21 protein-coding genes are annotated in these 21578 nt (G+C 51.6%); 11 read left to right on the top strand and 10 right to left on the bottom strand.

The genetic code is table 11. The annotated features are described in order from the left end of the window. Positions 1–12 precede the first annotated feature (12 nt). The 10 genes from cobO to glmS all read right to left on the bottom strand — a co-directional run bounded on the left by cobO (position 13) and on the right by glmS (position 11150). Positions 13–615, bottom strand: coding sequence for a cob(I)yrinic acid a,c-diamide adenosyltransferase (gene cobO / locus FDX11_RS17435; protein ID WP_079224967.1), 603 nt, complete (start codon positions 613–615; stop codon positions 13–15). 9 nt (positions 616–624) lie between these two features. Next, positions 625–2277: a class I fumarate hydratase gene (locus FDX11_RS17430; protein ID WP_137398303.1), complete on the bottom strand. Its 1653-nt coding sequence runs from the start codon at positions 2275–2277 to the stop codon at positions 625–627. A 60-nt stretch (positions 2278–2337) separates the two neighbouring features. Continuing rightward, positions 2338–3339, bottom strand: a complete 1002-nt coding sequence (gene glsA, locus FDX11_RS17425) for a glutaminase A (protein ID WP_137349211.1) — start codon at positions 3337–3339, stop codon at positions 2338–2340. Positions 3340–3442: 103 nt separating this feature from the next. After that, positions 3443–4750 carry a dicarboxylate/amino acid:cation symporter gene (locus FDX11_RS17420; protein ID WP_061381690.1) on the bottom strand — a complete coding sequence of 436 codons (1308 nt, stop codon included), beginning with the start codon at positions 4748–4750 and terminating at the stop codon, positions 3443–3445. A gap of 169 nt (positions 4751–4919) precedes the next feature. Further along, positions 4920–5237, bottom strand: coding sequence for a DUF4387 domain-containing protein (locus FDX11_RS17415; protein WP_008320068.1), 318 nt, complete (start codon positions 5235–5237; stop codon positions 4920–4922). Further along, positions 5234–6604 carry an acyclic terpene utilization AtuA family protein gene (locus FDX11_RS17410; protein WP_042309692.1) on the bottom strand — a complete coding sequence of 457 codons (1371 nt, stop codon included), beginning with the start codon at positions 6602–6604 and terminating at the stop codon, positions 5234–5236. Before FDX11_RS17410 ends, FDX11_RS17415 begins: the two co-directional genes overlap by 4 nt. Before the next feature lie 3 nt (positions 6605–6607). After that, on the bottom strand, positions 6608–7849 hold the full coding sequence (locus FDX11_RS17405) for a methylaspartate ammonia-lyase (protein WP_042309690.1): 1242 nt from the start codon (positions 7847–7849) through the stop codon (positions 6608–6610). After that, entirely contained in the window at positions 7849–9294 is a 1446-nt protein-coding gene (locus FDX11_RS17400; protein ID WP_042309688.1) for a methylaspartate mutase subunit E, read from the bottom strand. The genes FDX11_RS17405 and FDX11_RS17400 overlap by 1 nt, the downstream gene beginning before the upstream one ends. A 12-nt stretch (positions 9295–9306) precedes the next feature. Next, positions 9307–10701, bottom strand: coding sequence for a methylaspartate mutase accessory protein GlmL (gene glmL, locus FDX11_RS17395; RefSeq protein WP_042309686.1), 1395 nt, complete (start codon positions 10699–10701; stop codon positions 9307–9309). Continuing rightward, positions 10701–11150 (bottom strand): methylaspartate mutase subunit S, encoded by a 450-nt coding sequence (gene glmS, locus FDX11_RS17390; protein WP_038638933.1) that lies wholly within the window; start codon positions 11148–11150, stop codon positions 10701–10703. Before glmS ends, glmL begins: the two co-directional genes overlap by 1 nt. Before the next feature lie 1219 nt (positions 11151–12369). Here glmS and cydA point away from each other — a divergent pair. The 11 genes from cydA (at position 12370) to cpoB (ending at position 21384) form a co-directional block, all read left to right on the top strand. Then, positions 12370–13938, top strand: a complete 1569-nt coding sequence (gene cydA, locus FDX11_RS17385) for a cytochrome ubiquinol oxidase subunit I (RefSeq protein WP_038638936.1) — start codon at positions 12370–12372, stop codon at positions 13936–13938. A 15-nt stretch (positions 13939–13953) separates the two neighbouring features. Continuing rightward, a complete protein-coding gene (gene cydB, locus FDX11_RS17380) occupies positions 13954–15093 on the top strand; it encodes a cytochrome d ubiquinol oxidase subunit II (RefSeq protein ID WP_038638939.1) in 1140 nt (379 codons plus the stop codon). A 14-nt stretch (positions 15094–15107) separates the two neighbouring features. Next, positions 15108–15221: a cytochrome bd-I oxidase subunit CydX gene (gene cydX / locus FDX11_RS17375; RefSeq protein WP_061381940.1), complete on the top strand. Its 114-nt coding sequence runs from the start codon at positions 15108–15110 to the stop codon at positions 15219–15221. Then, positions 15221–15514, top strand: a complete 294-nt coding sequence (gene ybgE, locus FDX11_RS17370; RefSeq protein WP_061381939.1) for a cyd operon protein YbgE — start codon at positions 15221–15223, stop codon at positions 15512–15514. Before cydX ends, ybgE begins: the two co-directional genes overlap by 1 nt. A gap of 275 nt (positions 15515–15789) precedes the next feature. After that, positions 15790–16194 carry a tol-pal system-associated acyl-CoA thioesterase gene (ybgC, locus tag FDX11_RS17365; RefSeq protein WP_003831439.1) on the top strand — a complete coding sequence of 135 codons (405 nt, stop codon included), beginning with the start codon at positions 15790–15792 and terminating at the stop codon, positions 16192–16194. Then, positions 16191–16883 carry a Tol-Pal system protein TolQ gene (gene tolQ / locus FDX11_RS17360; RefSeq protein ID WP_003022976.1) on the top strand — a complete coding sequence of 231 codons (693 nt, stop codon included), beginning with the start codon at positions 16191–16193 and terminating at the stop codon, positions 16881–16883. Before ybgC ends, tolQ begins: the two co-directional genes overlap by 4 nt. Before the next feature lie 3 nt (positions 16884–16886). Continuing rightward, complete coding sequence (gene tolR, locus FDX11_RS17355; protein WP_003022978.1) at positions 16887–17315, top strand: colicin uptake protein TolR; 429 nt, start codon at positions 16887–16889, stop codon at positions 17313–17315. Positions 17316–17379: 64 nt separating this feature from the next. After that, complete coding sequence (tolA, locus tag FDX11_RS17350; RefSeq protein ID WP_137398302.1) at positions 17380–18612, top strand: cell envelope integrity protein TolA; 1233 nt, start codon at positions 17380–17382, stop codon at positions 18610–18612. 128 nt (positions 18613–18740) lie between these two features. Beyond that, positions 18741–20033 (top strand): Tol-Pal system beta propeller repeat protein TolB, encoded by a 1293-nt coding sequence (gene tolB, locus FDX11_RS17345; RefSeq protein ID WP_038638949.1) that lies wholly within the window; start codon positions 18741–18743, stop codon positions 20031–20033. A gap of 34 nt (positions 20034–20067) precedes the next feature. Then, complete coding sequence (pal, locus tag FDX11_RS17340) at positions 20068–20586, top strand: peptidoglycan-associated lipoprotein Pal (RefSeq protein ID WP_006685431.1); 519 nt, start codon at positions 20068–20070, stop codon at positions 20584–20586. A 9-nt stretch (positions 20587–20595) separates the two neighbouring features. Continuing rightward, the gene (gene cpoB, locus FDX11_RS17335; protein ID WP_061381936.1) at positions 20596–21384 is read left to right on the top strand and encodes a cell division protein CpoB; all 789 of its coding nucleotides are present in this window, start codon (positions 20596–20598) and stop codon (positions 21382–21384) included. Positions 21385–21578 lie beyond the last annotated feature (194 nt).

Genomic DNA, 21578 nt, shown 5'->3' with positions numbered 1-21578 from the left:
GCAAAAGAATAGTTACCAGTCGATTCCCACCTGCGCCTGAATACCGCTGTCAAACGCGTGCTTGACCGGGCGAATTTCGCTGACCGTATCGGCCAGTTCCAGCAACAGTGCGTGGCATCCGCGTCCGGTGACGATAACACTTTGTCCGACAGGGCGATTTTCGATGGCGCTGAGAACCTCCTGGGTATCCAGATAGTGGTAAGCCAGCATGTAAGTCAGTTCATCCAATACCACCAGATCGTAATGCGCATCAGCCAGCATGCGCTTACTTTCTTGCCAGACTACCGTTGCCGCCTCGATATCCGCTTGCCGGTTTTGGGTTTCCCAGGTAAACCCGGTGCCCATAATATGGAATTCAACGCCGAGCGGTTGCAGGGTGTTGTACTCGCCATTCTCCCACTGACCTTTGATAAACTGCGCGATGCCAACGGTTTTTCCGTGACCAACCGCGCGCGTTGCCGTGCCAAAGGCTGCGGTGGATTTCCCTTTACCGTTGCCGGTGAAGACAATCAGGATCCCTTTCTTCTCCGTTGCCGCCGCCACGCGGGTATCAACCTGTTCTTTCAGTTTCTGCTGACGCTGGCGGTGTCTGTCATTATTGGCTCGCGCTTCCATTGAGGCTCCTTAATGTCCTGCCGGACAGGTTGCGCAGCGATGCTGCTGCTCAAACTGACTAAAGAAGTTATTACCTTTGTCGTCGACTAACACGAAGGCCGGCATATTTTTAACTTCCATCATCCAGACCGCTTCCATTCCCAGTTCGGGATATTCCAGGCAGTGCAGGCTTTTCACGTACTGTTGTGCAAGCAGGGCCGCGGCGCCGCCGATGCTGCCGAGGCTAAACCCACCGTGTTTATGGCAGGCATCAGTGACCTGTTGGCTGCGGTTACCCTTGGTGAGCATAATGAGACTGCCGCCTTGTGCCTGGAAAGCATCGACATACCCATCCATGCGCCCGCCGGTGGTGGGACCCATTGAACCACAGGCCTGATTCTCCGGCGTTTTGGCGGGACCAGCGTAATAAACGATATGCTTTTTCATGTATTCCGGCATCGGTTCGCCGTTATCCAGGCGCGCTTTGATGTTAGCGTGGGCAATATCACGGGCGACAACAATTGGGCCACTTAACGACAAACGAGTACCGATAGGCAGAGCGGACAGGTCGTGCAGAATCTCGCGTAGCGGGCGGTTGAGATCCAACTGTACGGTTTGGGCGCCATTTTCTACCCGTTGGGAATCAGGTATGAATTTGCCCGGGTTATGCTCCAGCTTCTCCAGCCAGATACCGTGTTTGTTAATTTTAGCCTTAATGTTGCGGTCGGCTGAGCAGGAGAGGGCCATGGCGATAGGACAAGACCCCCCGTGACGCGGCAGGCGAATCACGCGGATATCGTGGGCAAAGTACTTGCCGCCAAACTGCGCGCCGATACCAAACTCGCGGCTGGCATTGAGTAACTCGGCTTCCAGGGCCGTATCGCGGAACGCCTGACCCAGTTCGTTCCCGCTGGTGGGCAGGTTATCGTAATACTTGGTTGAAGCCAGCTTGGCGACTTTCAGCGCCTGGTCGGCAGACAAGCCTCCAACGACGAAAGCGATGTGATAAGGCGGGCAGGCGGCTGTGCCCAGTGATTTCATTTTTTCGATCAGAAAGGCGGTGAGCTTTTCCGGCTGCAGAATGGATTTTGTTTCCTGGAACAGCGCCGCTTTGTTGGCCGAGCCGCCGCCTTTGTTGACGAACAGGAAGCGGTATTCATTACCCGGCGTGGCGCTGATATCGATTTGTGCCGGCAGGTTAGTCTGAGTATTGACCTCGGTGTACATATCCAGCGGGGCATTTTGCGAATAACGCAGGTTGTTTTCGGTGAAAGTGGTATACACGCCTTTGCTTAACGCTTCTGCGTCATCGCCGCCGGTCCAGACATGCTGACCTTTGCAGGCCACAATCGTTGCCGTTCCGGTATCCTGACAGTTAGGCAGCACGCCTTTGGCCGAAACTTCAGCGTTGCGCAGTAGCTGCAATGCAACATACTTATCGTTACCGCTGGCCTGTGGATCGTGCAGAATGCTGGCGATCTGTTTCAAATGTCCGGTGCGCAGGAAGAATGAAGCCTCATAAAATGCCTGCTGTGCTAATAAGGTTAACGCTTCTGGCGCAACCTTAATCACTTCCTCTCCGTCTAACTCAGAAACTGTAATGTGCTGATTACTCAGTAATTCATATTCGGTACTATCTTTACCCTGAACAAAGAGTTCCTGCCAGACAAATGGTTTAGACATGTTTACTTCTCACCTCTTCGTGTTGTTTGCCGGATAAGCGAAGCGCCATCCGGCATAGAGTTATTTTGCTAAAAAGACATTCGCTTCGGTCGCTTCGGCGACATATTCGATCGTTTTCTGTGCACGAACGCTGTTACCGGCTTCATCCAGCGGCGGGGAATAGACGGCTATCGCATATTCGCCTGGCACAACGGCAACCATCCCACCGCCGACGCCGCTTTTCGCCGGGATGCCTACGGTGTACAGCCACTTACCACTACCGTCGTACAATCCGGCAATGGCCATTTCAGCCAGTACCTGCGGGACATATTTTTCATTCAGCAATTGCTTACCGTTGAACGGTGATTTGCCTTTGTTGGCGAGTACCGCGCCCATTTTGGCCAGTTGCTCAACGGTGATATCGACTGAGCACTGACGGGTATAAATTTCGACAGCGTCGTCTGTGTTGCCATAGAAGCTGTTATAGGATTCCATCAGCTTCGCCAGCGCCTGGTTGTGCTGGTTGGTTTCCATCTCGGATTTGAAAACCGGCTCGTTCACGGTGAGTGTGGCATCAGCCCAGACGTTCAGGTTGTCGAGGATTTTGTTCCAGCGATCGGTTTTATCTTTGGCTTCGATCAGGCTAACGGTGCTCATCGCCCCGGCGTTTACCAGCGGGTTTTCCGGCGCGCCTTTAGTCAGTTCTACCGCTAAACCTGAATTGAACGGCATGCCGGTGGCATTGGCCCCAAGTTTCTCCAGGACTACCTGTGGGCCATGCTGTTCCATGGCGAGTGCCAGGGTGAAGACTTTACTCAGGGATTCCATTGGGAAGGGCTTGTTAACATCGCCCACCTGATAGATCTTGCCGTCCACCGTGGCAATGGTGATGGCAAAATTTTTCGGGCTGTAGGTCGCCAGGGCAGGGATGTAGTCGGCGACTTTGCCATCGTTGTTACTTTTATATTTCTGATGTGCCTGGTCGATAATCTTTGCGTAATCCGGCGTGGTTTGCGCGAGAGTCGTTGCGCTAAACAAAACGCTGAAGGAAAAAATACTCACGCCGAGAAGAGTTTTATTCATGGTGTAATCCTGTTGGTGTGTTCATCATCGTGCTGGATGGCGGTGTTCCACCTTATCCGGCCTACGGATAATTGACCGTTTTGTAGGCCGGATAAGCGCGCTATCAGGACATCGCAACTTCTGACTGTTCGGTCACCGGACGTTCTTGTTCCGGTGTCTTCACTGGCGCAGTTCCGCGACAACCCTGGCCGAAGTGTTCGCCTTCCCAACGACCCACAATGGCAGCGCCCATGGCGTTACTCATGACGTTGGTAGCAGAACGACCCATATCGAGGAATGGATCCACACCCATCAGTAGGATCAGACCGGCTTCCGGAATGTTGAACTGGTTCAGGGTGGCGGCAATTACCACCATTGATGCACGCGGTACGCCCGCCATCCCTTTTGAGGTCAGCATCAGAATCAACAGCATGGTGATTTGCTCACCCATGCTCAATTCGATGTTGCACGCCTGGGCAATAAATACGGTGGCAAAGGAGCAGTACGCCATCGAGCCGACCAGGTTAAAGGAGTAACCGATAGGCAGAACGAAGCTGGCGATTTTTGAGGAAACACCGAATTTTTCCAGCTTGTCCAGCGTGCCCGGGAAAGCGGCTTCAGAGCTGGAGGTGGTGAAGGCCAACAGTGCAGGTTCGAGGATTGATTTCGTTAAACGCGCGATGCAAGGCCCTACGATCATGGTGGACAGGCCAATGAGGATCGCCCACAGCATACCCAGCGTCAGGTAGAATTCACCCATAAAGATCCCGGCGCTGACCATCACACCCAGACCACGTTCGGCAATCAGACCCGAAATAGCGGCAAAAACGGTCAGTGGCGCAAACAGCATGACGTAACCCGTCAGCTTCAGCATCACGTGTACCAGTGAATCCAGAACCTTCACGATAGGCTCGGCTTTCTCACCAATTGCGGCAAGGCTGCAACCGAGGAAAATTGAGAAGACGACGATCTGCAGAATTTCGTTACGTGCCATCGCATCAACAATACTGGTCGGTACTGCGTGCGAGATGAATACTTTCAGCGTGAATGGCTCAGACTTAACGGCGGCAACGGCTCCGGCGTCATGTGGAACAAAGTTGATGCCAGCGCCTGGCTGGAAAATATTAACGATAACCAGGCCCAGCGCGATTGACAGCAGTGAGGCGCAAATAAACAGGAAGAAGGTTTTCGAAAATATACGTCCCAGCGTTTTGGCATCGCCCATTTTGGCAATGCCCACAACCAAAGTTGAAATAACTAATGGGGCGATAATCATTTTCACCATGCGTAAGAATATGGTGGTGAAAATGGAAATATCTGCTGCATAAGATTTTGCCGTTTCAGCCGCGACCATATTATTTATGGCCACCCCGGCAATCATGCCGAGTATCAGGCCTAATATGATCATCTTCGTTAAACTTATTTTCTTCATGTGTACTCCATCGGATAAAGGTTGGTAATTGGAATTGTGTAGGGCGGCGCGCGCCTGAACCCGGACAGCAGTTCAGACGCACGCCTGTTGTGACCAACCGCATGAATAATTCGAAGCACTGTGATACAGCTGAATTCTGTGCTCCAATGGTTGTTATTGTGTTTTTTTACTACAGGTCGAACTCAATACTTAATAATGGCGCGTGTTGCTGCGCACCATAAACATCATTGTCACCAACATTGCCGGAGATAATATCGCGCGGCATGACAATTTTTACGGCATTCGCCGGGTCAAACCAGACAATATTATGAATAAAATCAGGTTTGACATTATATAAACCAGCAATAAGCTGTGGCGTTAATTGTTCTGAACGCTTCACTCGCTGATAATCTTCACGGGTTTTAAATAAAATATCTAAAACCAGTTCGTACGGCCCGGCGTTTTTGGAACGAATGACCTGCGCCAGTGAACAAATTGAGTGTTTCATGCCTGAACTCCTTCTGGCGTCACCTGTTCAATGTGGAAATCAAAACGCAGCGCATCGCTCGCTTCAATCAGGTGATAGATCGAGAACTCATACACTGGACCACTCTGAATATCGGATGGCGAGAACGGGAAGGCGAGGTTGCCTGCGGTCGCAATGCGATTTTCATAGCCGTAGTGCAGCAGGGTAGAGCGCACCAGCGAGCAAACGCTGTTGGCGATATCCTGCGTCGGTGCGACGACGTCCAGTAAAATCCCTAGCTCATGACCGGCGGTTTTCATCGGTTCATGGTTGCCCATCACACCGTTCTTACCGTACAGGTGGAAGGTCATACGGATACTGTCGTCAGTCAGCGAGAGGTTACGCTTAACGCTGGCCTGTACCTCTTCGAGAATGGTGTCAATTCCGGCAATCATGATCGGGTCACGCGTTCCGGCGATAGTCAGGCAGCGGAAGCCAACCTGACGTGCGCCTTCCAGTTTCAACGCATACGGCGTTTCTTCATGACGTGAACCGCTGACATACACTTCGCCCTCGTTAACCTGAGTGAAGGTGCACGCTTTCAGGTTCAGTACGCCGCCTGGCCCCGGCAGGAAGTACGGATCGGACTTCTCATACAGGGTGTGCGCCGCCGCGGAAGTTTCAGTGAACTTACGCTTGGGATTGAACGCTTTCAGCGTAAAGCCGTTGTCGTCAATGATCCCCATCGCACAATCTGAGCCAGAGCCAGGGGTGGCGGCAATGGCGGCACACTCAAGGATCTTACCGCAATGAAGCGCTAGACCTTCATCAAAGCCCTGCATAATCGGCAGCGCGGCGAAGCAGGCCGGATCGTAAGCACGTCCGCCCAGTACCACCTGCGCACCGGCTTTCAGCGCACGCTGGAAAGGCTCGACGCCCATCTGCGCGACAATGTAGGTGCTGTCTTCAATTGCCTCGTGAGTCAGTTCAGGCACAAAATCGAGCGCGGTGATTTTGCCGTTATCCAGCGCCTGATGAACGATCTCTTTGTCGACATCAGACGGGATCAGCGCCATGGAGAAGGACAGGTTTTCTTCCTGAGCAATCTCATGGATTATCTGGCGACACCACTCCAGATGCGGAGCGGCGCCTGAACCACCGGCCGTGCCAATCACTACCGGGATGTTGTTCTTAACGCCTGCCACGATCATATAGCGCAGATCGCGTTTCACACCGGCCCTGTCGGTAAACGGTTTACCTGCCCCCAGATAGTGGGGGCCTGGATCGGAGGAACCTGCGTCAACAGCAATAAGATCCGGTGACTCTTCCATGGCTTTACGAAAACTTTCTTCCGGGAAGCCATAACCCAGGATAGCCGTAGGCGATAAGATCTTAAATGTGCGTGCCATCTCTTAATCCTTAGTTTGCAACAACGCGATGGTGCGGTTCATTTCGTTAAACACGATGTTGAGACCTTCATCGAAACCCATACCTGGTTTGACCAGCATGCGCATAGGACGCGCGGCCAGCGCGACGTGTACGCAGGTGCGAGCACTGATTTCCGTTTCGTTACAGGTACCGCCCTGATAGGCTTCCATTGCGTGTTTGTTGCAATACAGCACCGCATCAACGATGTTATGAATACCGCCCAGATCCGGGGTTTTGATCTGCACCATGTGGCAACTGCCCGCATCGGTGAAGTCCACGATGTCCTGATAGGTGTTACACCACTCATCCGCAACGATTTTCACGCCGGAACCCAGACGGGTCAGCTCTTTGGTAATAGCGGTTAACATGCGGATCTGATCCGGTTTGTTACCGGCATCCACCGGACCTTCAATGTACAGCGGCAGGCCCTGGGCTTCCGCTTCCAGGCTGGCGATATATTCAGCGCAGCGCACCGGATCCATATCGAAGATCAGACCGATAGTGCCATAGACATCAATGTGCAGCGTCGGGTGATAACGCTCGCTGGTGCGCAGGCTTAAGATGCGATTAGACAACCAGCGCACATACTCACGCAGTTTTTCACCTTTAAAGCCCAGCTTCTCTTCCACGTTGTTGATCAGCGCGTGCGGCAGAACGTCCACGCCTTTGAGGATCATCTTGTCGACGGCGATATAACGGTCATCACCGCTCTGACCAAATAACGGAATGGCTTCCGGGACGCATGGCAGTTGCCACTCGTCGCACACCACTTCAGTTTTCAGGCGGCCGGTCGCCAGTGCGGCCGCGTCGAGCAGTGCTTGAGACAGACCATAACGGACCGCGGTATGCAGCAGATGACCATCGATACGCAACTGATCAAAGAAGCGGGCGTTTGGCAGGAAAGCATCCACGTCACGGCCTTCCAGCAACGGCTTGATGTGATCGTTGAGGAAAGGGATAAAGTTTTCAGCCAGGAACAGCGGGTCGCGACCGCCTGCGCCTGAATATTGCACCGCAGCACAATCACCTACCGCCACTGCGCCGTTTTCCAGAACCAACTGCACAGAAACGCATTCACCCGCCTGGCGAACAGAGGTAAAGCCAGGTGTTACCGGGGAGCCGGTATAGATAAACCCGTCATGACCGGCGCCGTTTTTGATGGCCTGCTGATCGTCAAAATAAAATGAGGAGTAGCCAGCGGTGAAAAGGGCCTGTTTAATTTTCATTATGGTCTTCCTATTAATTTACTGTGGGATACGGCGTTGATGTCATCAATGACCATCTGGAAAGAAGGTTTACGGCCTTCGAAATGCGCGCGCTCTGCGACGTAGTCGTGGTGCAGGGCGAGAACGTCTTTCGGCAGCGGCACGGCACCGGCTTCAAGAATACGGATTGCGCCTGTGTTATCGCGAACAGGCAGGATCTTCCCGGCGTTACAGGCGGCAGGAGCGAAAGGCACATCCAGCACGCCAGCTTCAAAGGCCAGCACCGTACCGCGCGCAATGTCGCCATTGCCGAGTTCAAAGACTTTTTTCAGCACCGCGCGGACTTCGCTCTTGATCAGCTCGACTTCCTGTTCCACGGCTGCGCACTGCGGGAATTTCTGGTCACTGACCATGTTGAGCATCTGGCGTGAGGCTTTAAGTCCCTGGGCGTTCGCTGCCGCAGTTGGGATACCGAACGCTTCGTGCGGGCTTTTGGTGATCACTTTCGTTGCGCCCGACATACCGGCAACCGCTGCGCCCCAGGCGATAACGGAGAAGGCTTTCGCTTCATCTTCCGGGAATCCGCCCATCCACTGGTGGAAAACGGTGCTCAGTTCATAATCGTCGAAGCCGTGGTTATGGAAATATTCGTGGGACAGCTCACGCAGCGCCTGAATAGCGGCAATATCCTGCGTCAGGCTACCGACCTGACCGTAGCCGACGGTGATTGACTTCACGCCCTGTTCCAGCGCCAGCAGACCTTCAATAATCGCCACCGAGTGGGACATAAACGGCGGGATCAGGGTGCCGGTCAGCGGACCAAACGGTTCACGGTTGATGCGAATGCCGTTCTCTTCGTACAGACCCATCAGGCGATCGCAGTACTGCCAGTCGCGGATGGATTTTTCCAGGGTGACGCGTTTGGCGTAAGGGATGTTGTAAGAGATACCGCCGCCTTCGTAGCTGGTAAAGCCACTGGCCATGGCGATTTCTGCCAGCAGACGCGCATCCGGCGTCCCGTGGCGAACCTGGATCGGTTTTTCCAGCGACTCAGTCATACGGCGGCAGGCAGCAACCCCGTGATTGACGACCGGTAAACCATTCAGCTTGGAAGTCCCCGCTTCGATGGATTTCTGGATCCCGACAGCGGCTTCTTCATAGCGGTTCAGACGGGTATAGGCATCAATAGTACTTGGCAGAAGATCGCACTCTTCCTGCAACGTTTTGAGCAGTGCAATATGCTCGTCCATTAATGCCACGCCTGCGCGCGGCTGACTCAGGGTTTTACCTTCCTGATCGGCCTTCAGCAGAGCGAGGGAAAAGCGCTTCTTGTCTGGAATTGATTGCTGGTATTTCACGCCATCTTCGAAGTTCTCAACGTCTTTTCCGGTTTCCCAGGTTTGCAACACCTGATGCCTTTCGGTCATGAATTCGTCATGGGTCAATTTTTTATTTCGAAGTTCCATTCGTAGCTGCCTTTAGTTTTGTAGGGTTAAACACTGAATGCTGGTGCGAGCAGCGGCTTGCGGGTACAGCCTGGCGACGTTTGCCAGTAGAGGGAGCAGGCCATTTGAATCGCGGTAATACTCAAACTGATTCGGTAACAGAATTCTTTTACCCTGGTCGTCCAGCTCTCGGTATTTGAGCCAGTTATGGATATCGAACTGGCTGGCGCGAGAGAGCCATCCACCTGAACCGACGACTTTGCGTACGGTGGTGAGATCGCGACCCATCTGTAAATCCACGTTACCCACGCAGGTGCAAACCTGCTTTTTAGTGCCCGCGTGGCGCTCAGCGGCATAGCCCACGCATAAACCTGCCAGCAGAGTGTCGAAATATTTCTCCTCCTCGCTGAGTGGCAGGTAATCCGGCTGCCCAACCAAATGACGCAGGTAGCGGTAAAATGCTTCCTCGCGCTGCGGCTGTTGGGCGAAGATGACTTTCACCATATCCTGCGTGCTTTCTCCCACCACGACGGCGGAAACGCGCATCCCCAGGTCGCCTTCAACGGTACGTTTGACGAAAGGCTCTGGAACACCATGCAGGACGGTATCGGGGGAGAGGGTATTCGCGCTGGCCGAATAGACATCCGTGGTGGCTCCGCCCATATCAATCAGCATGAATTCCTTCCATGCGCTGTCGTAATCGCTAATGGCTTTGACTAACTCATATACCGTCCATGGCGTCGGCATTGGCTCTTCGCCTGTTTCACCGACAATGACATCCAGACCTTTGCCTTTCACAATGCGCGACAAAAACACATCGCAAATCGCCTGGCGCGCGGCAAACGGATTCGGGTGATCGAGGTCAGGCAGAATGTTGTCTACCGTGGTCAGATCCTTGTGCCCGAGAATCGTTTGTATTTCGTCCTGAATGTCCCGGTTTCCTGCGTAGATAATGGCGCAATCCAGCTTCGAGTCTGCCAATGCACGCGCATTCGCCAGACCATAGCTTTCTTCTCCACCGTCTGTACCGCCGGTAAATAACAGGATGTCCGGTGGTGATGATTCCAGCTCCTGTATGTCATGACGGTTCAGCTTGTACGAATAATATTGCGCGATTTTCGCTCCTGCCGAATGGGCGGTAACTTTTGCTGATTCCAGCGTAATGGAAGGCACCAGCCCCATCGCTGCAACGGCGAGTCCACCCTTGGCCGAGGAGGAGTATTTCAACTGCACTTCACCACTTTTCAGTAACGGGCGAGCATCGGCAACATTCAGCACCTGATTCAGGCTGGCAAAAAAACCGTCTGCCAGATGATGTGTGGTGGTTGGGGTCAGGACATGGTTTACCAGGGTTAACTCCTCGCCTTCATGGGCGAAGAGGGCTGCCTTGGTCCAGGTCGAGCCGATATCGACAGAAACTGTTTGCATCAGATAGCCTCTTCCAGGCAGCGCTGTTCGAGGCCATTGTGTTGGTGAATATCATTGGCGATAAGCGCGCAGACATCCTCCAGATCGTGGCTGGGGGCGAAGACGCGGTTAAATCCCATCTCTTTAAACTTCACTTCCACATCGGCGAAGTCATGTTTGCCTACAACCAGGTTGCCGCCGACGTACAGCAGAATGTCACCGAGTCCGCGTTCGATGCAGCGTTCACGTAACCCAAGGCAGTCAATGTCACCATGACCGTAGATGGAGGACACCACGATGGCATCGGCGCCTGTTTCAATCGCGGCATCAATATATTCATCCTGGCTCACCATCACCCCGAGGTTGATTACGTGAAAATCATGCGCAGTAAAAACGCGATCCAGAACTTTATTGCCTACTGCATGGCAGTCAGCACCGATGACGCCAATAACAAGTGTAGATTTTTTCATGGGTAATCCTCTGTAGGGCTGATGGTCAATAAGTGAAAATACTTTTCTAATATTCAGAGCTTGTATTGTGACAACCTTTTAATAGGGTTGGAGTTTCTGTGGAAGCGAAAAAGGAAGCAATTGATCTATTTTCAAAATATCCTGATAAAAATGATTGTTATATTTTTTATTGGAAAAATGTGTTTTTAATCATGTGCTTATGTTGTGTTTTCTGTGTTGATTTTAATTTTTTAGAAAATCGAGTAATAAATGACTTGCCATGTTTGTGATCAAAATCTTATTTTGTTGTGCACGCCATTCAGGTCGCGCTTTTAATAATTTCAAAAAATCTCTTCACTAAATAACTTGTGAACCATCTAACGGTTTTTTATTTATTAATCTTATATGTCACAATTATTTCTTTGTTAAATTTAGGATAAAAATGATAATGAATTGTTTTTGTCATATTTAATCTTTGCCACAGAAACGAAGAAGTAGCGTGAACGATAACTTACGGTGATGATAAAAGTGACAGGCGGACTTTCTGCGCCAGAGCGTTTAATGCAATGTGTTGGTCAATGGGGCGCGTTTTCGCTTCCAGTTGAGATAGTTACATCTTGGTGTTAATTATAAGTAAAAATAAAATGAATAAATTGTATGAAATAACTATTCCACACCTTGCCAAACAAAAAACTGTGAGCTACCCAGCAATAGTGACTCTTTATCTGCTATCAATTTTGTCTGCCTGAGCGGTTAAAAGACCGTGTAGATTTAAATAAATATTCTATCATTTGTAGTAACGACAAATACTCATTGAAAAACATGTCGTTAACATGGCGTTCACTAGTCACTGTAGTGTTAAACACCATTAACAATAAATTTGAAAATTGATTTAAATCAAAGTTTAAAACTTGGAAAACAACACAAAAAGAGGTTAAATTGCCGCAGATCAAATTGGTCTGAGAGTGATAAATTAGCTATAAATTGATCACTATCGAAAAATGCAAATTTGCCTCGATAAAAACCTGTTTATTGTAAGGATTTTACGGCGTAATATAATTGCGGGATCAATTTGAGTGTTTTATTAACATGTTTGTAACCTTTCGTCATTGTCGTTTCTTCAAATGAGAAGAATGAACAGCGGCGGAAGGAAGCAGATAAATTTGTATTGGGGCATGCGTGTGACCCTTTCTAACGGGGTTCACTCTCGGAGTCTTCATGCGATGAGCAAGGAGTCATGATGTTAGATATAGTCGAACTGTCGCGCTTACAGTTTGCCTTGACCGCGATGTACCACTTCCTGTTTGTGCCACTGACGCTCGGTATGGCGTTCTTGCTGGCCATTATGGAAACGGTCTACGTCCTTTCCGGCAAACAGATTTATAAAGATATGACCAAGTTCTGGGGCAAGTTGTTTGGTATCAACTTCGCTCTGGGTGTGGCTACCGGTCTGACCATGGAGTTCCAGTTCGGGACTAACTGGTCTTACTATTCCCATTATGTAGGGGATATTTTCGGTGCGCCGCTGGCTATCGAAGGTTTGATGGCCTTCTTCCTCGAATCCACCTTTGTAGGTCTGTTCTTCTTCGGTTGGGATCGTTTGGGTAAAGTCCAGCATATGTGCGTCACCTGGCTGGTGGCACTGGGTTCTAACCTGTCCGCACTGTGGATTCTGGTTGCGAACGGCTGGATGCAAAACCCAATCGCCGCGGATTTCAACTTCGAAACCATGCGTATGGAGATGCTGAGCTTCTCCGAACTGGTGCTCAACCCGGTTGCCCAGGTGAAATTTGTTCACACGGTGGCATCGGGGTATGTCACTGGCGCGATGTTCATTCTTGGCATCAGTGCTTATTACATGCTGAAAGGCCGTGACTTTGCATTCGCAAAACGCTCCTTCGCGATTGCTGCCAGCTTTGGTATGGCGGCTGTGCTGTCTGTTATCGTGCTGGGTGATGAATCCGGTTACGAAATGGGCGACGTACAGAAAACTAAACTCGCCGCTATTGAAGCTGAGTGGGAAACTCAACCTGCTCCTGCTGCGTTTACCTTGTTCGGTATTCCCGACCAGGATAAACAAGAAAACAAATTTGCGATTCAAATTCCTTATGCGCTGGGCATCATTGCCACCCGCTCTGTTGATACACCGGTCATTGGTCTGAAAGACCTGATGGCGCAGCATGAAGAGCGTATCCGTAACGGGATGAAGGCGTATCAGCTGCTGGAAGAATTGCGTGCGGGGTCAACCGATCAGGCTGTTCGTGACCAGTTCAACAGCATGAAGAAAGATCTGGGTTATGGTCTGCTGCTGAAACGCTATACGGACAACGTCACCGACGCAACCGAAGCGCAAATTCAACAGGCAACGAAAGATTCTATTCCTCGCGTTGCGCCGCTGTATTTCGCTTTCCGTATCATGGTGGCGTGTGGCTTCTTGCTGCTGGCCATTATTGCGCTTTCCTTCTGGAGCGTCATTCGTAACCGCATCGGTGAGAAAAAATGGCTGCTGCGTGCCGCGCTGTACGGTATTCCACTGCCGTGGATTGCTGTAGAAGCAGGTTGGTTTGTCGCCGAATATGGCCGACAACCATGGGCAATCGGCGAAGTATTACCAACGGCGGTGGCAAACTCATCGTTGACAGTAGGCGATCTGCTGTTCTCCATGATCCTGATTTGTGGCCTGTATACCCTGTTCCTGGTGGCAGAATTGTTCTTAATGTTCAAGTTTGCGCGCCTCGGCCCGAGCAGCCTGAAAACCGGTCGCTATCACTTTGAGCAGTCCAATGTGACTTCTCAGCCGGCACGCTAAGACAGGAGTCGTCAAATGATCGATTATGAAGTATTGCGTTTTGTCTGGTGGCTGTTGGTCGGCATTCTGCTGATTGGTTTTGCGGTCACTGATGGCTTCGACATGGGGGTGGGCATGCTCACCCGTTTCCTCGGTCGTAATGATACCGAGCGTCGAATTATGATTAACTCCATCGCTCCGCACTGGGACGGTAACCAGGTTTGGCTCATCACCGCGGGTGGCGCTCTGTTCGCTGCCTGGCCGATGGTGTATGCCGCTGCGTTCTCTGGTTTCTATGTGGCGATGGTTCTGGTACTGGCGTCATTATTCTTCCGTCCGGTCGGTTTTGATTACCGTTCCAAGATTGAAGACACTCGTTGGCGTAACATGTGGGACTGGGGCATTTTCATTGGTAGCTTTGTTCCGCCGCTGGTAATTGGCGTGGCGTTCGGTAACTTGTTGCAGGGCGTACCGTTCCATATCGATGAGTACCTGCGTCTGTACTACACCGGTAACTTCTTCCAGTTGCTGAATCCGTTTGGTCTGCTGGCAGGTATCGTGAGCGTTGGGATGATCATCACCCAGGGCGCAACCTACCTGCAGATGCGTACGGTTGGTGAACTGCACCTGCGTACGCGTACCACCGCGCAGGTAGCGGCGCTGGTGACTCTGGTCTGCTTCGCGCTGGCCGGCGTGTGGGTGATTTACGGTATTGACGGTTATGTTGTGACCTCTGCAGTGGATCATCATGCCGCCTCTAACCCGCTGACCAAAGAAGTGGCGCGCGTTGCTGGCGCATGGATGGTGAACTTTAATAATGCACCTATCCTGTGGCTGGTTCCTGCACTGGGCGTGGTTCTGCCGCTGTTGACCATCCTGACTTCTCGTATGGAGAAAGGGGCATGGGCGTTCGTCTTCTCCTCACTGACGTTAGCCTGCATCATCCTGACTGCCGGTATCGCAATGTTCCCGTTTGTGATGCCATCCAGCACCATGATGAACGCGAGTCTGACCATGTGGGATGCGACTTCCAGTCAGCTGACGCTGAACGTGATGACCTATGTGGCACTGGTGTTTGTACCGATCATTCTCATCTACACCACCTGGTGTTACTGGAAAATGTTTGGTCGCATCACCAAAGAAGATATTGAACGTAACACCCATTCTCTGTACTAAGTAAGGAGCTAAATATGTGGTATTTCGCATGGATTCTGGGAACGCTTCTTGCCTGTGCATTTGGGATAATCACAGCCCTGGCGCTTGAGCACGTTGAATCAGGCAAAGCCGGACAAGAAGAAAGCTGATGATCAACCTTATCGCGATGGTTTATGCGGTAATGGACAAGCGCCCCTTGCGGGCGCTTTCCTTTGTGCTGGCAATCGTGTTGGCTGGCTGCATATTCTGGGACCCGTCACGTTTCGCGGCCAAAACCAGTGAGCTTGAAATCTGGCATGGTTTTCTGCTGATGTGGGCTGTCTGCGCTGGTATCATTCACGGCGTTGGCTTTCGTCCTCGCGCGGTGCACTGGCAGGGCATCTTCTGCCCGCTGATCGCTGATATCGTCCTCATTGTTGGTCTGATTTTCTTCTTCTTTTGAATAAGAAACATCCTTAAATATTTATGGGCTTGCATAAGCCCATAATTTTTTACTCTCCGTTTACTTTCCCCCATTCCAAAGCACCATTCCCGCGCGTATAGTAGCGAAGTTTGAAAGCACTAACCTTTTGTTGCATTACCGGGATGTACAGTGAAGACAGCGCGATATACAACGACATTCTTGATGCATCGCGGCGGCAAAAACGCGAGTCACCAGGCGCTTACCAGGGTAAGCAACGGGTGTGAGTGGACGAAGCCAACAAAGAGGCAGTAAGAATGAATAAGTATATGTTTCGATGGCCGGTTCGTGTCTACTATGAAGACACCGATGCCGGTGGGGTGGTTTACCACGCCAGCTACGTCGCTTTTTATGAAAGGGCACGCACAGAGATGCTGCGTCATCATCACTTCAGTCAGCAGGTGCTGCTGGCAGAACGCGTAGCCTTTGTGGTACGCAAGATGACTCTTGAGTATTTTGCGCCTGCGCGGCTCGACGATATGCTCGAAGTCCAAACCGAAATTACGTCAATGCGTGGCACCTCATTGGTTTTCACGCAACGCATTGTCAACGCAGAGAACACCGTGCTGAATGAAGCCGAAGTTCTGATTGTTTGCGTTGATCCACTCAAAATGAAGCCTCGTGCGCTTCCCAAGTCTATTGTCGCGGAGTTTAAGCAGTGACTGACATGAATATCCTTGATTTGTTCCTGAAGGCAAGCCTTCTGGTTAAACTTATCATGTTGATTTTGATTGGTTTCTCAATCGCATCCTGGGCCATTATTATCCAGCGGACCCGTATTCTGAATGCCGCTTCACGTGAAGCAGAAGCATTTGAAGACAAGTTCTGGTCTGGTATTGAGTTGTCACGCCTGTATCAGGAAAGCCAGGGGCGTCGTGATAATTTGGCAGGGTCGGAACAAATTTTCTATAGCGGATTCAAAGAGTTTGCGCGTTTGCACAGGGCAAATAGCCATGCGCCGGAAGCGGTCGTTGAGGGGGCATCCCGTGCGATGCGAATTTCGATGAACCGTGAGCTGGAAACGCTGGAAACGCATATTCCATTCCTCGGCACCGTCGGCTCCATCAGTCCGTATATCGGTCTGTTCGGAACCGTTTGGGGGATCATGCACGCGTTTATCGCGCTGGGCGCGGTAAAACAGGCAACGCTGCAAATGGTCGCACCGGGTATCGCGGAAGCGCTGATTGCAACGGCTATCGGTCTGTTTGCGGCAATCCCTGCGGTTATGGCTTACAACCGACTGAATCAGCGCGTGAACAAGCTGGAACTGAATTACGACAACTTTATGGAAGAGTTCACCGCGATTCTGCACCGCCAGGCGTTTACCGTTAGCGAGAGCAACAAGGGGTAAGCCATGGCCAGAACGCGTGGACGAGGTCGTCGCGAACTTAAGTCCGAAATCAATATTGTACCGCTGCTCGACGTACTGCTGGTGCTGCTGCTGATCTTTATGGCAACCGCGCCGATCATTACCCAGAGCGTGGAAGTCGATCTGCCGGATGCGACCGAATCGCAAGCCGTCAGCAGTAACGACGAACCTCCGGTCATTATTGAAGTTTCCGGCATTGGGCAATACAGCGTGGTGGTTGAAAAAGATCGTATGGATCAACTGCCGCCGGAGCAGGTTATCGCGGAAGCGAAAAGCCGCCTGCAGACCAATCCGAAAACGGTCTTTTTAATCGGTGGTGCGAAAGACGTGCCTTATGATGAAATAATTAAAGCGCTGAACTTGTTACACAGTGCAGGCGTAAAATCGGTTGGCTTGATGACGCAGCCAATCTGATGTCTGCGTATTGCTGGCTTGAAAGATAGCGCGTAACAGGCGAACAGTTTTTTGGGAACCGAGAGTGTCAAAGGCAACCGAACAAAACGACAAGCTCAAAAGGGCGATAATTATTTCAGCGGTGCTGCATGTCATTTTATTTGCAGCGCTGATCTGGAGTTCGTTCGATGAGCACATTGATGCTTCAGCCGGCGGCGGTGGCGGTTCGTCCATCGACGCCGTTATGGTTGATCCTGGTGCCGTTGTGCAACAGTACGACAGGCAGCAGCAACAGCAGGCAAGTGCGAAACGTGCAGAAGAGCAGCGTGAAAAACAGGCGCAGCAGCAAGCTGAGGAACTTCGCGAGAAGCAGGCGGCTGAGCAAGAGCGACTGAAGCAGCTGGAAAAAGAACGTTTAGCCGCGCAGGAAAAAGTGCGCGAACAGGCGGAACAGCAGAAACAGGCTGAAGCTGCCGCCGCGAAAGCGCAAGAGCAACAGAAACAGGCTGAAGAAGCTGCGGCGAAGGCTGCTGCAGACGCGAAGGCCAAGGCGGATGCACAGGCGAAACAAGCGGCAGATGCCGCGAAGAAAGCCGCTGCGGACGCACAGAAAAAAGCTGAGGCTGAAGCCGCTAAAGCCGCCGCTGATGCGAAGAAAGTTGCCGAAGCACAAGCCGCTAAGGCTGCCGCAGACGCCGCGAAGAAAGCCCAGGCTGAAGCTGCTAAGCAAGCTGCAGCAGAAAAAGCCGCTGCCGCAAAAGCTGCTGCCGCTGAAAAAGCGGCGGCTGAAAAGAAAGCCGCTGCGGAAAAAGCCGCTGCAGACAAGAAAGCTGCCGCTGATAAAGCTGCTGCTGACAAGAAAGCTGCGGCAGATAAAGCCGCTGCTGCGAAAAAAGCGGCTGCTGAGAAGGCCGCTGCGGCCTCTGGCGTTGACGACTTGTTGGGTGACTTAAGCTCCGGTAAGAATGCGCCGAAATCAGGTGGTGGAGCGAAAGGAAGCGGTCAACCGGCGAAAGATAGTGGTACAAGTGGTGCAAATGGCGGCGCATCTGGCGCTGATATCAGTGCTTACGCCTCTCAAATTCGTAATGCGATCCAGAGCCGTCTGTATGGTGCTGATTTGTACGCGGGTAAATCTTGCGTACTACATATTAAGTTAGCACCCGATGGTCTGTTACTGGATGTGACCGAAGAGGGCGGCGATCCGGCATTGTGCCAGGCCGCGTTGACGGCTGCGAAAACAGCCAGAATTCCTAAACCGCCTAGCCAGGCTGTTTATGAAAAAGTAAAAGATGCCAAACTGGACTTTAAACTGTAATAACAACCCCTGAGAAATCGGGGGAAACAGTCTAAGGTTGAGACAGAGTTCTGGTAGTTTTGTGTATTTGAGTTTGTTAACATTCTGCTAAATTATCGTGGGCGTTCCGTCCAGATAAGGGAGATATGATGAAGCAGGCATTACGAGTAGCATTTGGTTTTCTGATGCTGTGGGCAGCAGTGCTGCATGCAGAAGTACGTATCGAGATCACCCAAGGGGTGGACTCGGCACGCCCGATTGGCGTTGTCCCATTCCAGTGGGCAGGGCCGGGTGCTGCACCTGAAGATATCGGTGGTATCGTAGGTGCTGACCTGCGTAACAGCGGTAAATTTAACCCATTAGACCGTTCTCGTCTGCCACAGCAGCCGGGCACCGCGGCGGAAGTTCAACCTGCTGCATGGTCTGCGCTGGGTATTGATGCCGTCGTGGTCGGGCAGGTAACGCCGAATCCGGATGGCTCCTACAGCGTGGCTTATCAACTGGTTGATACCGGCGGCGCGCCGGGTACCGTACTGGCGCAGAACACCTATAAAGTGAACAAGCAATGGCTGCGTTACGCGGGCCATACTGCCAGTGACGAAGTATTTGAAAAACTGACCGGTATTAAGGGCGCATTCCGTACCCGTATCGCGTATGTTGTTCAGACCAACGGCGGTCAGTTCCCGTACGAATTACGCGTGTCCGACTACGATGGTTACAACCAGTTCGTGGTTCACCGTTCTCCGCAGCCGCTGATGTCTCCGGCGTGGTCTCCGGACGGTTCAAAACTGGCTTACGTAACCTTCGAAAGCGGTCGTTCTGCGCTGGTTATTCAGACGTTGTCTAACGGCGCTGTTCGTCAGGTCGCTTCTTTCCCGCGTCACAACGGCGCACCGGCGTTTTCTCCGGATGGCAGCAAACTGGCGTTTGCCCTGTCTAAAACCGGTAGCCTGAACCTGTATGTCATGGACATTGGTTCTGGTCAAATCCGTCAGGTGACGGATGGTCGCAGCAACAACACGGAACCAACCTGGTTCCCGGACAGCCAGAATCTGGCCTTTACGTCTGACCAGGCCGGTCGTCCGCAGGTATACAAAGTTAACGTCAACGGCGGTGCTCCGCAGCGTATTACCTGGGAAGGTTCGCAAAACCAGGATGCGGATGTGAGCAGCGACGGTAAATTTATGGTAATGGTAAGCTCGGCTAACGGTCAGCAACACATTGCCAAACAAGATCTGGTAGCGGGTGGCGTACAAGTTCTGTCGTCAACGTTCCTGGACGAAACGCCAAGTCTGGCACCTAACGGCACTATGGTAATCTACAGCTCTTCTCAGGGGATGGGATCCGTGCTGAATTTGGTTTCTACAGATGGGCGTTTCAAAGCGCGTCTTCCGGCAACTGATGGTCAGGTTAAATTCCCTGCCTGGTCGCCGTATCTGTGATAATAAATAATTGATTAATAAAGGAATCATTGAAATGCAACTGAACAAAGTGCTGAAAGGGCTGATGATTGCTCTGCCTGTTATGGCTATTGCGGCGTGTTCTTCTAACAAGAACGCCAGCAATGACGGCAGCGAAGGCATGCTGGGTGCCGGCACTGGTATGGATGCAAACGGTAGCGGCAACATGTCTTCTGAAGAGCAAGCGCGTCTTCAGATGCAGCAGCTGCAGCAGAACAACATCGTTTACTTCGATCTGGACAAGTACGATATCCGTTCTGACTTCGCTGCAATGCTGGATGCGCACGCTAACTTCCTGCGTAGCAACCCGTCTTACAAAGTCACCGTAGAAGGTCATGCGGACGAACGTGGTACTCCTGAGTACAACATTTCCCTGGGTGAACGTCGTGCAAACGCCGTTAAGATGTACCTGCAGGGTAAAGGCGTTTCTGCTGACCAGATCTCTATCGTTTCTTACGGTAAAGAAAAACCTGCAGTACTGGGTCATGACGAAGCGGCTTACTCCAAAAACCGTCGTGCCGTACTGGTTTACTAAGAGAATTGCATGAGCAGTAACTTCAGACATCATCTGTTGAGTCTGTCGTTACTGGTTGGCATAGCGGCCCCCTGGGCCGCTTTTGCACAGGCGCCAATCAGTAGTGTCGGCTCAGGCTCGGTCGAAGACCGTGTCACTCAACTCGAGCGTATTTCTAACGCTCACAGTCAGCTTTTAACCCAACTCCAGCAACAACTCTCCGATAATCAGTCCGATATTGACTCCCTGCGTGGTCAAATTCAGGAAAATCAGTATCAGCTGAATCAGGTTGTTGAACGTCAGAAACAGATATTGCTGCAGATGAATAATCTTGGCAGCGGTGGCGCACCTGCGGCGCAGTCTGCGGGTGGGGATCAGAGCGGGGCGGCGACCCCTGCGCCTGATGCGGGAGCTGCGGCAACGTCAGGGGCTCCGGCACAAACTGGCGATGCGAATACCGATTACAATGCAGCAATCGCCCTGGTACAGGATAAATCCCGTCAGGATGACGCGATTGACGCATTTCAGAACTTCATCAAAAAGTACCCGGATTCTACTTACCTGCCAAATGCCAATTATTGGCTGGGTCAGTTGAATTACAACAAGGGTAAAAAAGATGATGCCGCGTTCTATTTCGCTTCGGTAGTTAAAAACTTCCCAAAATCACCTAAGGCTGCAGACGCGATGTATAAAGTCGGCGTTATCATGCAGGACAAGGGTGACACAGCAAAAGCTAAAGCGGTTTATCAGCAGGTTATCACTAAATACCCTGGTACTGATGGCGCGAAACAAGCGCAAAAACGCCTTAACGCGATGTAATGACCACCATGCGACCAGAAATCGTGTTATTTCTGGTCGCGTCGTGTGATTCCTAAGCAGTTGAGTTATTTACCTCGAAATTTTTGTTGCGCTAAAATCTGAAATCAGTAATATATGCCGCCGTTGCCAAGGGATATCAAACAGCCTGAAAGCGGCGAAAAAAGTGGGTCGTTAGCTCAGTTGGTAGAGCAGTT

The sequence above is a fragment of the Citrobacter sp. wls714 genome (genome assembly GCF_005281025.1).
GTDB classification, from domain to species: Bacteria; Pseudomonadota; Gammaproteobacteria; order Enterobacterales; family Enterobacteriaceae; genus Citrobacter; species Citrobacter werkmanii.
Note: the sequence above shows the minus strand (reverse complement) of the source record. Positions and strands in the feature narration are given on the sequence as shown.

Excerpts from the sequence above, each read along its gene's own strand:
- cobO (WP_079224967.1), bottom strand. The coding sequence starts at position 615 with ATGGAAGCGCGAGCCAATAATGACAGACACCGCCAGCGTCAGCAGAAA.
- FDX11_RS17430 (WP_137398303.1), bottom strand. The coding sequence starts at position 2,277 with ATGTCTAAACCATTTGTCTGGCAGGAACTCTTTGTTCAGGGTAAAGAT.
- glsA (WP_137349211.1), bottom strand. The coding sequence starts at position 3,339 with ATGAATAAAACTCTTCTCGGCGTGAGTATTTTTTCCTTCAGCGTTTTG.
- FDX11_RS17420 (WP_061381690.1), bottom strand. The coding sequence starts at position 4,750 with ATGAAGAAAATAAGTTTAACGAAGATGATCATATTAGGCCTGATACTC.
- FDX11_RS17415 (WP_008320068.1), bottom strand. The coding sequence starts at position 5,237 with ATGAAACACTCAATTTGTTCACTGGCGCAGGTCATTCGTTCCAAAAAC.
- FDX11_RS17410 (WP_042309692.1), bottom strand. The coding sequence starts at position 6,604 with ATGGCACGCACATTTAAGATCTTATCGCCTACGGCTATCCTGGGTTAT.
- FDX11_RS17405 (WP_042309690.1), bottom strand. The coding sequence starts at position 7,849 with ATGAAAATTAAACAGGCCCTTTTCACCGCTGGCTACTCCTCATTTTAT.
- FDX11_RS17400 (WP_042309688.1), bottom strand. The coding sequence starts at position 9,294 with ATGGAACTTCGAAATAAAAAATTGACCCATGACGAATTCATGACCGAA.
- glmL (WP_042309686.1), bottom strand. The coding sequence starts at position 10,701 with ATGCAAACAGTTTCTGTCGATATCGGCTCGACCTGGACCAAGGCAGCC.
- glmS (WP_038638933.1), bottom strand. The coding sequence starts at position 11,150 with ATGAAAAAATCTACACTTGTTATTGGCGTCATCGGTGCTGACTGCCAT.
- cydA (WP_038638936.1), top strand. The coding sequence starts at position 12,370 with ATGTTAGATATAGTCGAACTGTCGCGCTTACAGTTTGCCTTGACCGCG.
- cydB (WP_038638939.1), top strand. The coding sequence starts at position 13,954 with ATGATCGATTATGAAGTATTGCGTTTTGTCTGGTGGCTGTTGGTCGGC.
- cydX (WP_061381940.1), top strand. The coding sequence starts at position 15,108 with ATGTGGTATTTCGCATGGATTCTGGGAACGCTTCTTGCCTGTGCATTT.
- ybgE (WP_061381939.1), top strand. The coding sequence starts at position 15,221 with ATGATCAACCTTATCGCGATGGTTTATGCGGTAATGGACAAGCGCCCC.
- ybgC (WP_003831439.1), top strand. The coding sequence starts at position 15,790 with ATGAATAAGTATATGTTTCGATGGCCGGTTCGTGTCTACTATGAAGAC.
- tolR (WP_003022978.1), top strand. The coding sequence starts at position 16,887 with ATGGCCAGAACGCGTGGACGAGGTCGTCGCGAACTTAAGTCCGAAATC.
- tolB (WP_038638949.1), top strand. The coding sequence starts at position 18,741 with ATGAAGCAGGCATTACGAGTAGCATTTGGTTTTCTGATGCTGTGGGCA.
- pal (WP_006685431.1), top strand. The coding sequence starts at position 20,068 with ATGCAACTGAACAAAGTGCTGAAAGGGCTGATGATTGCTCTGCCTGTT.
- cpoB (WP_061381936.1), top strand. The coding sequence starts at position 20,596 with ATGAGCAGTAACTTCAGACATCATCTGTTGAGTCTGTCGTTACTGGTT.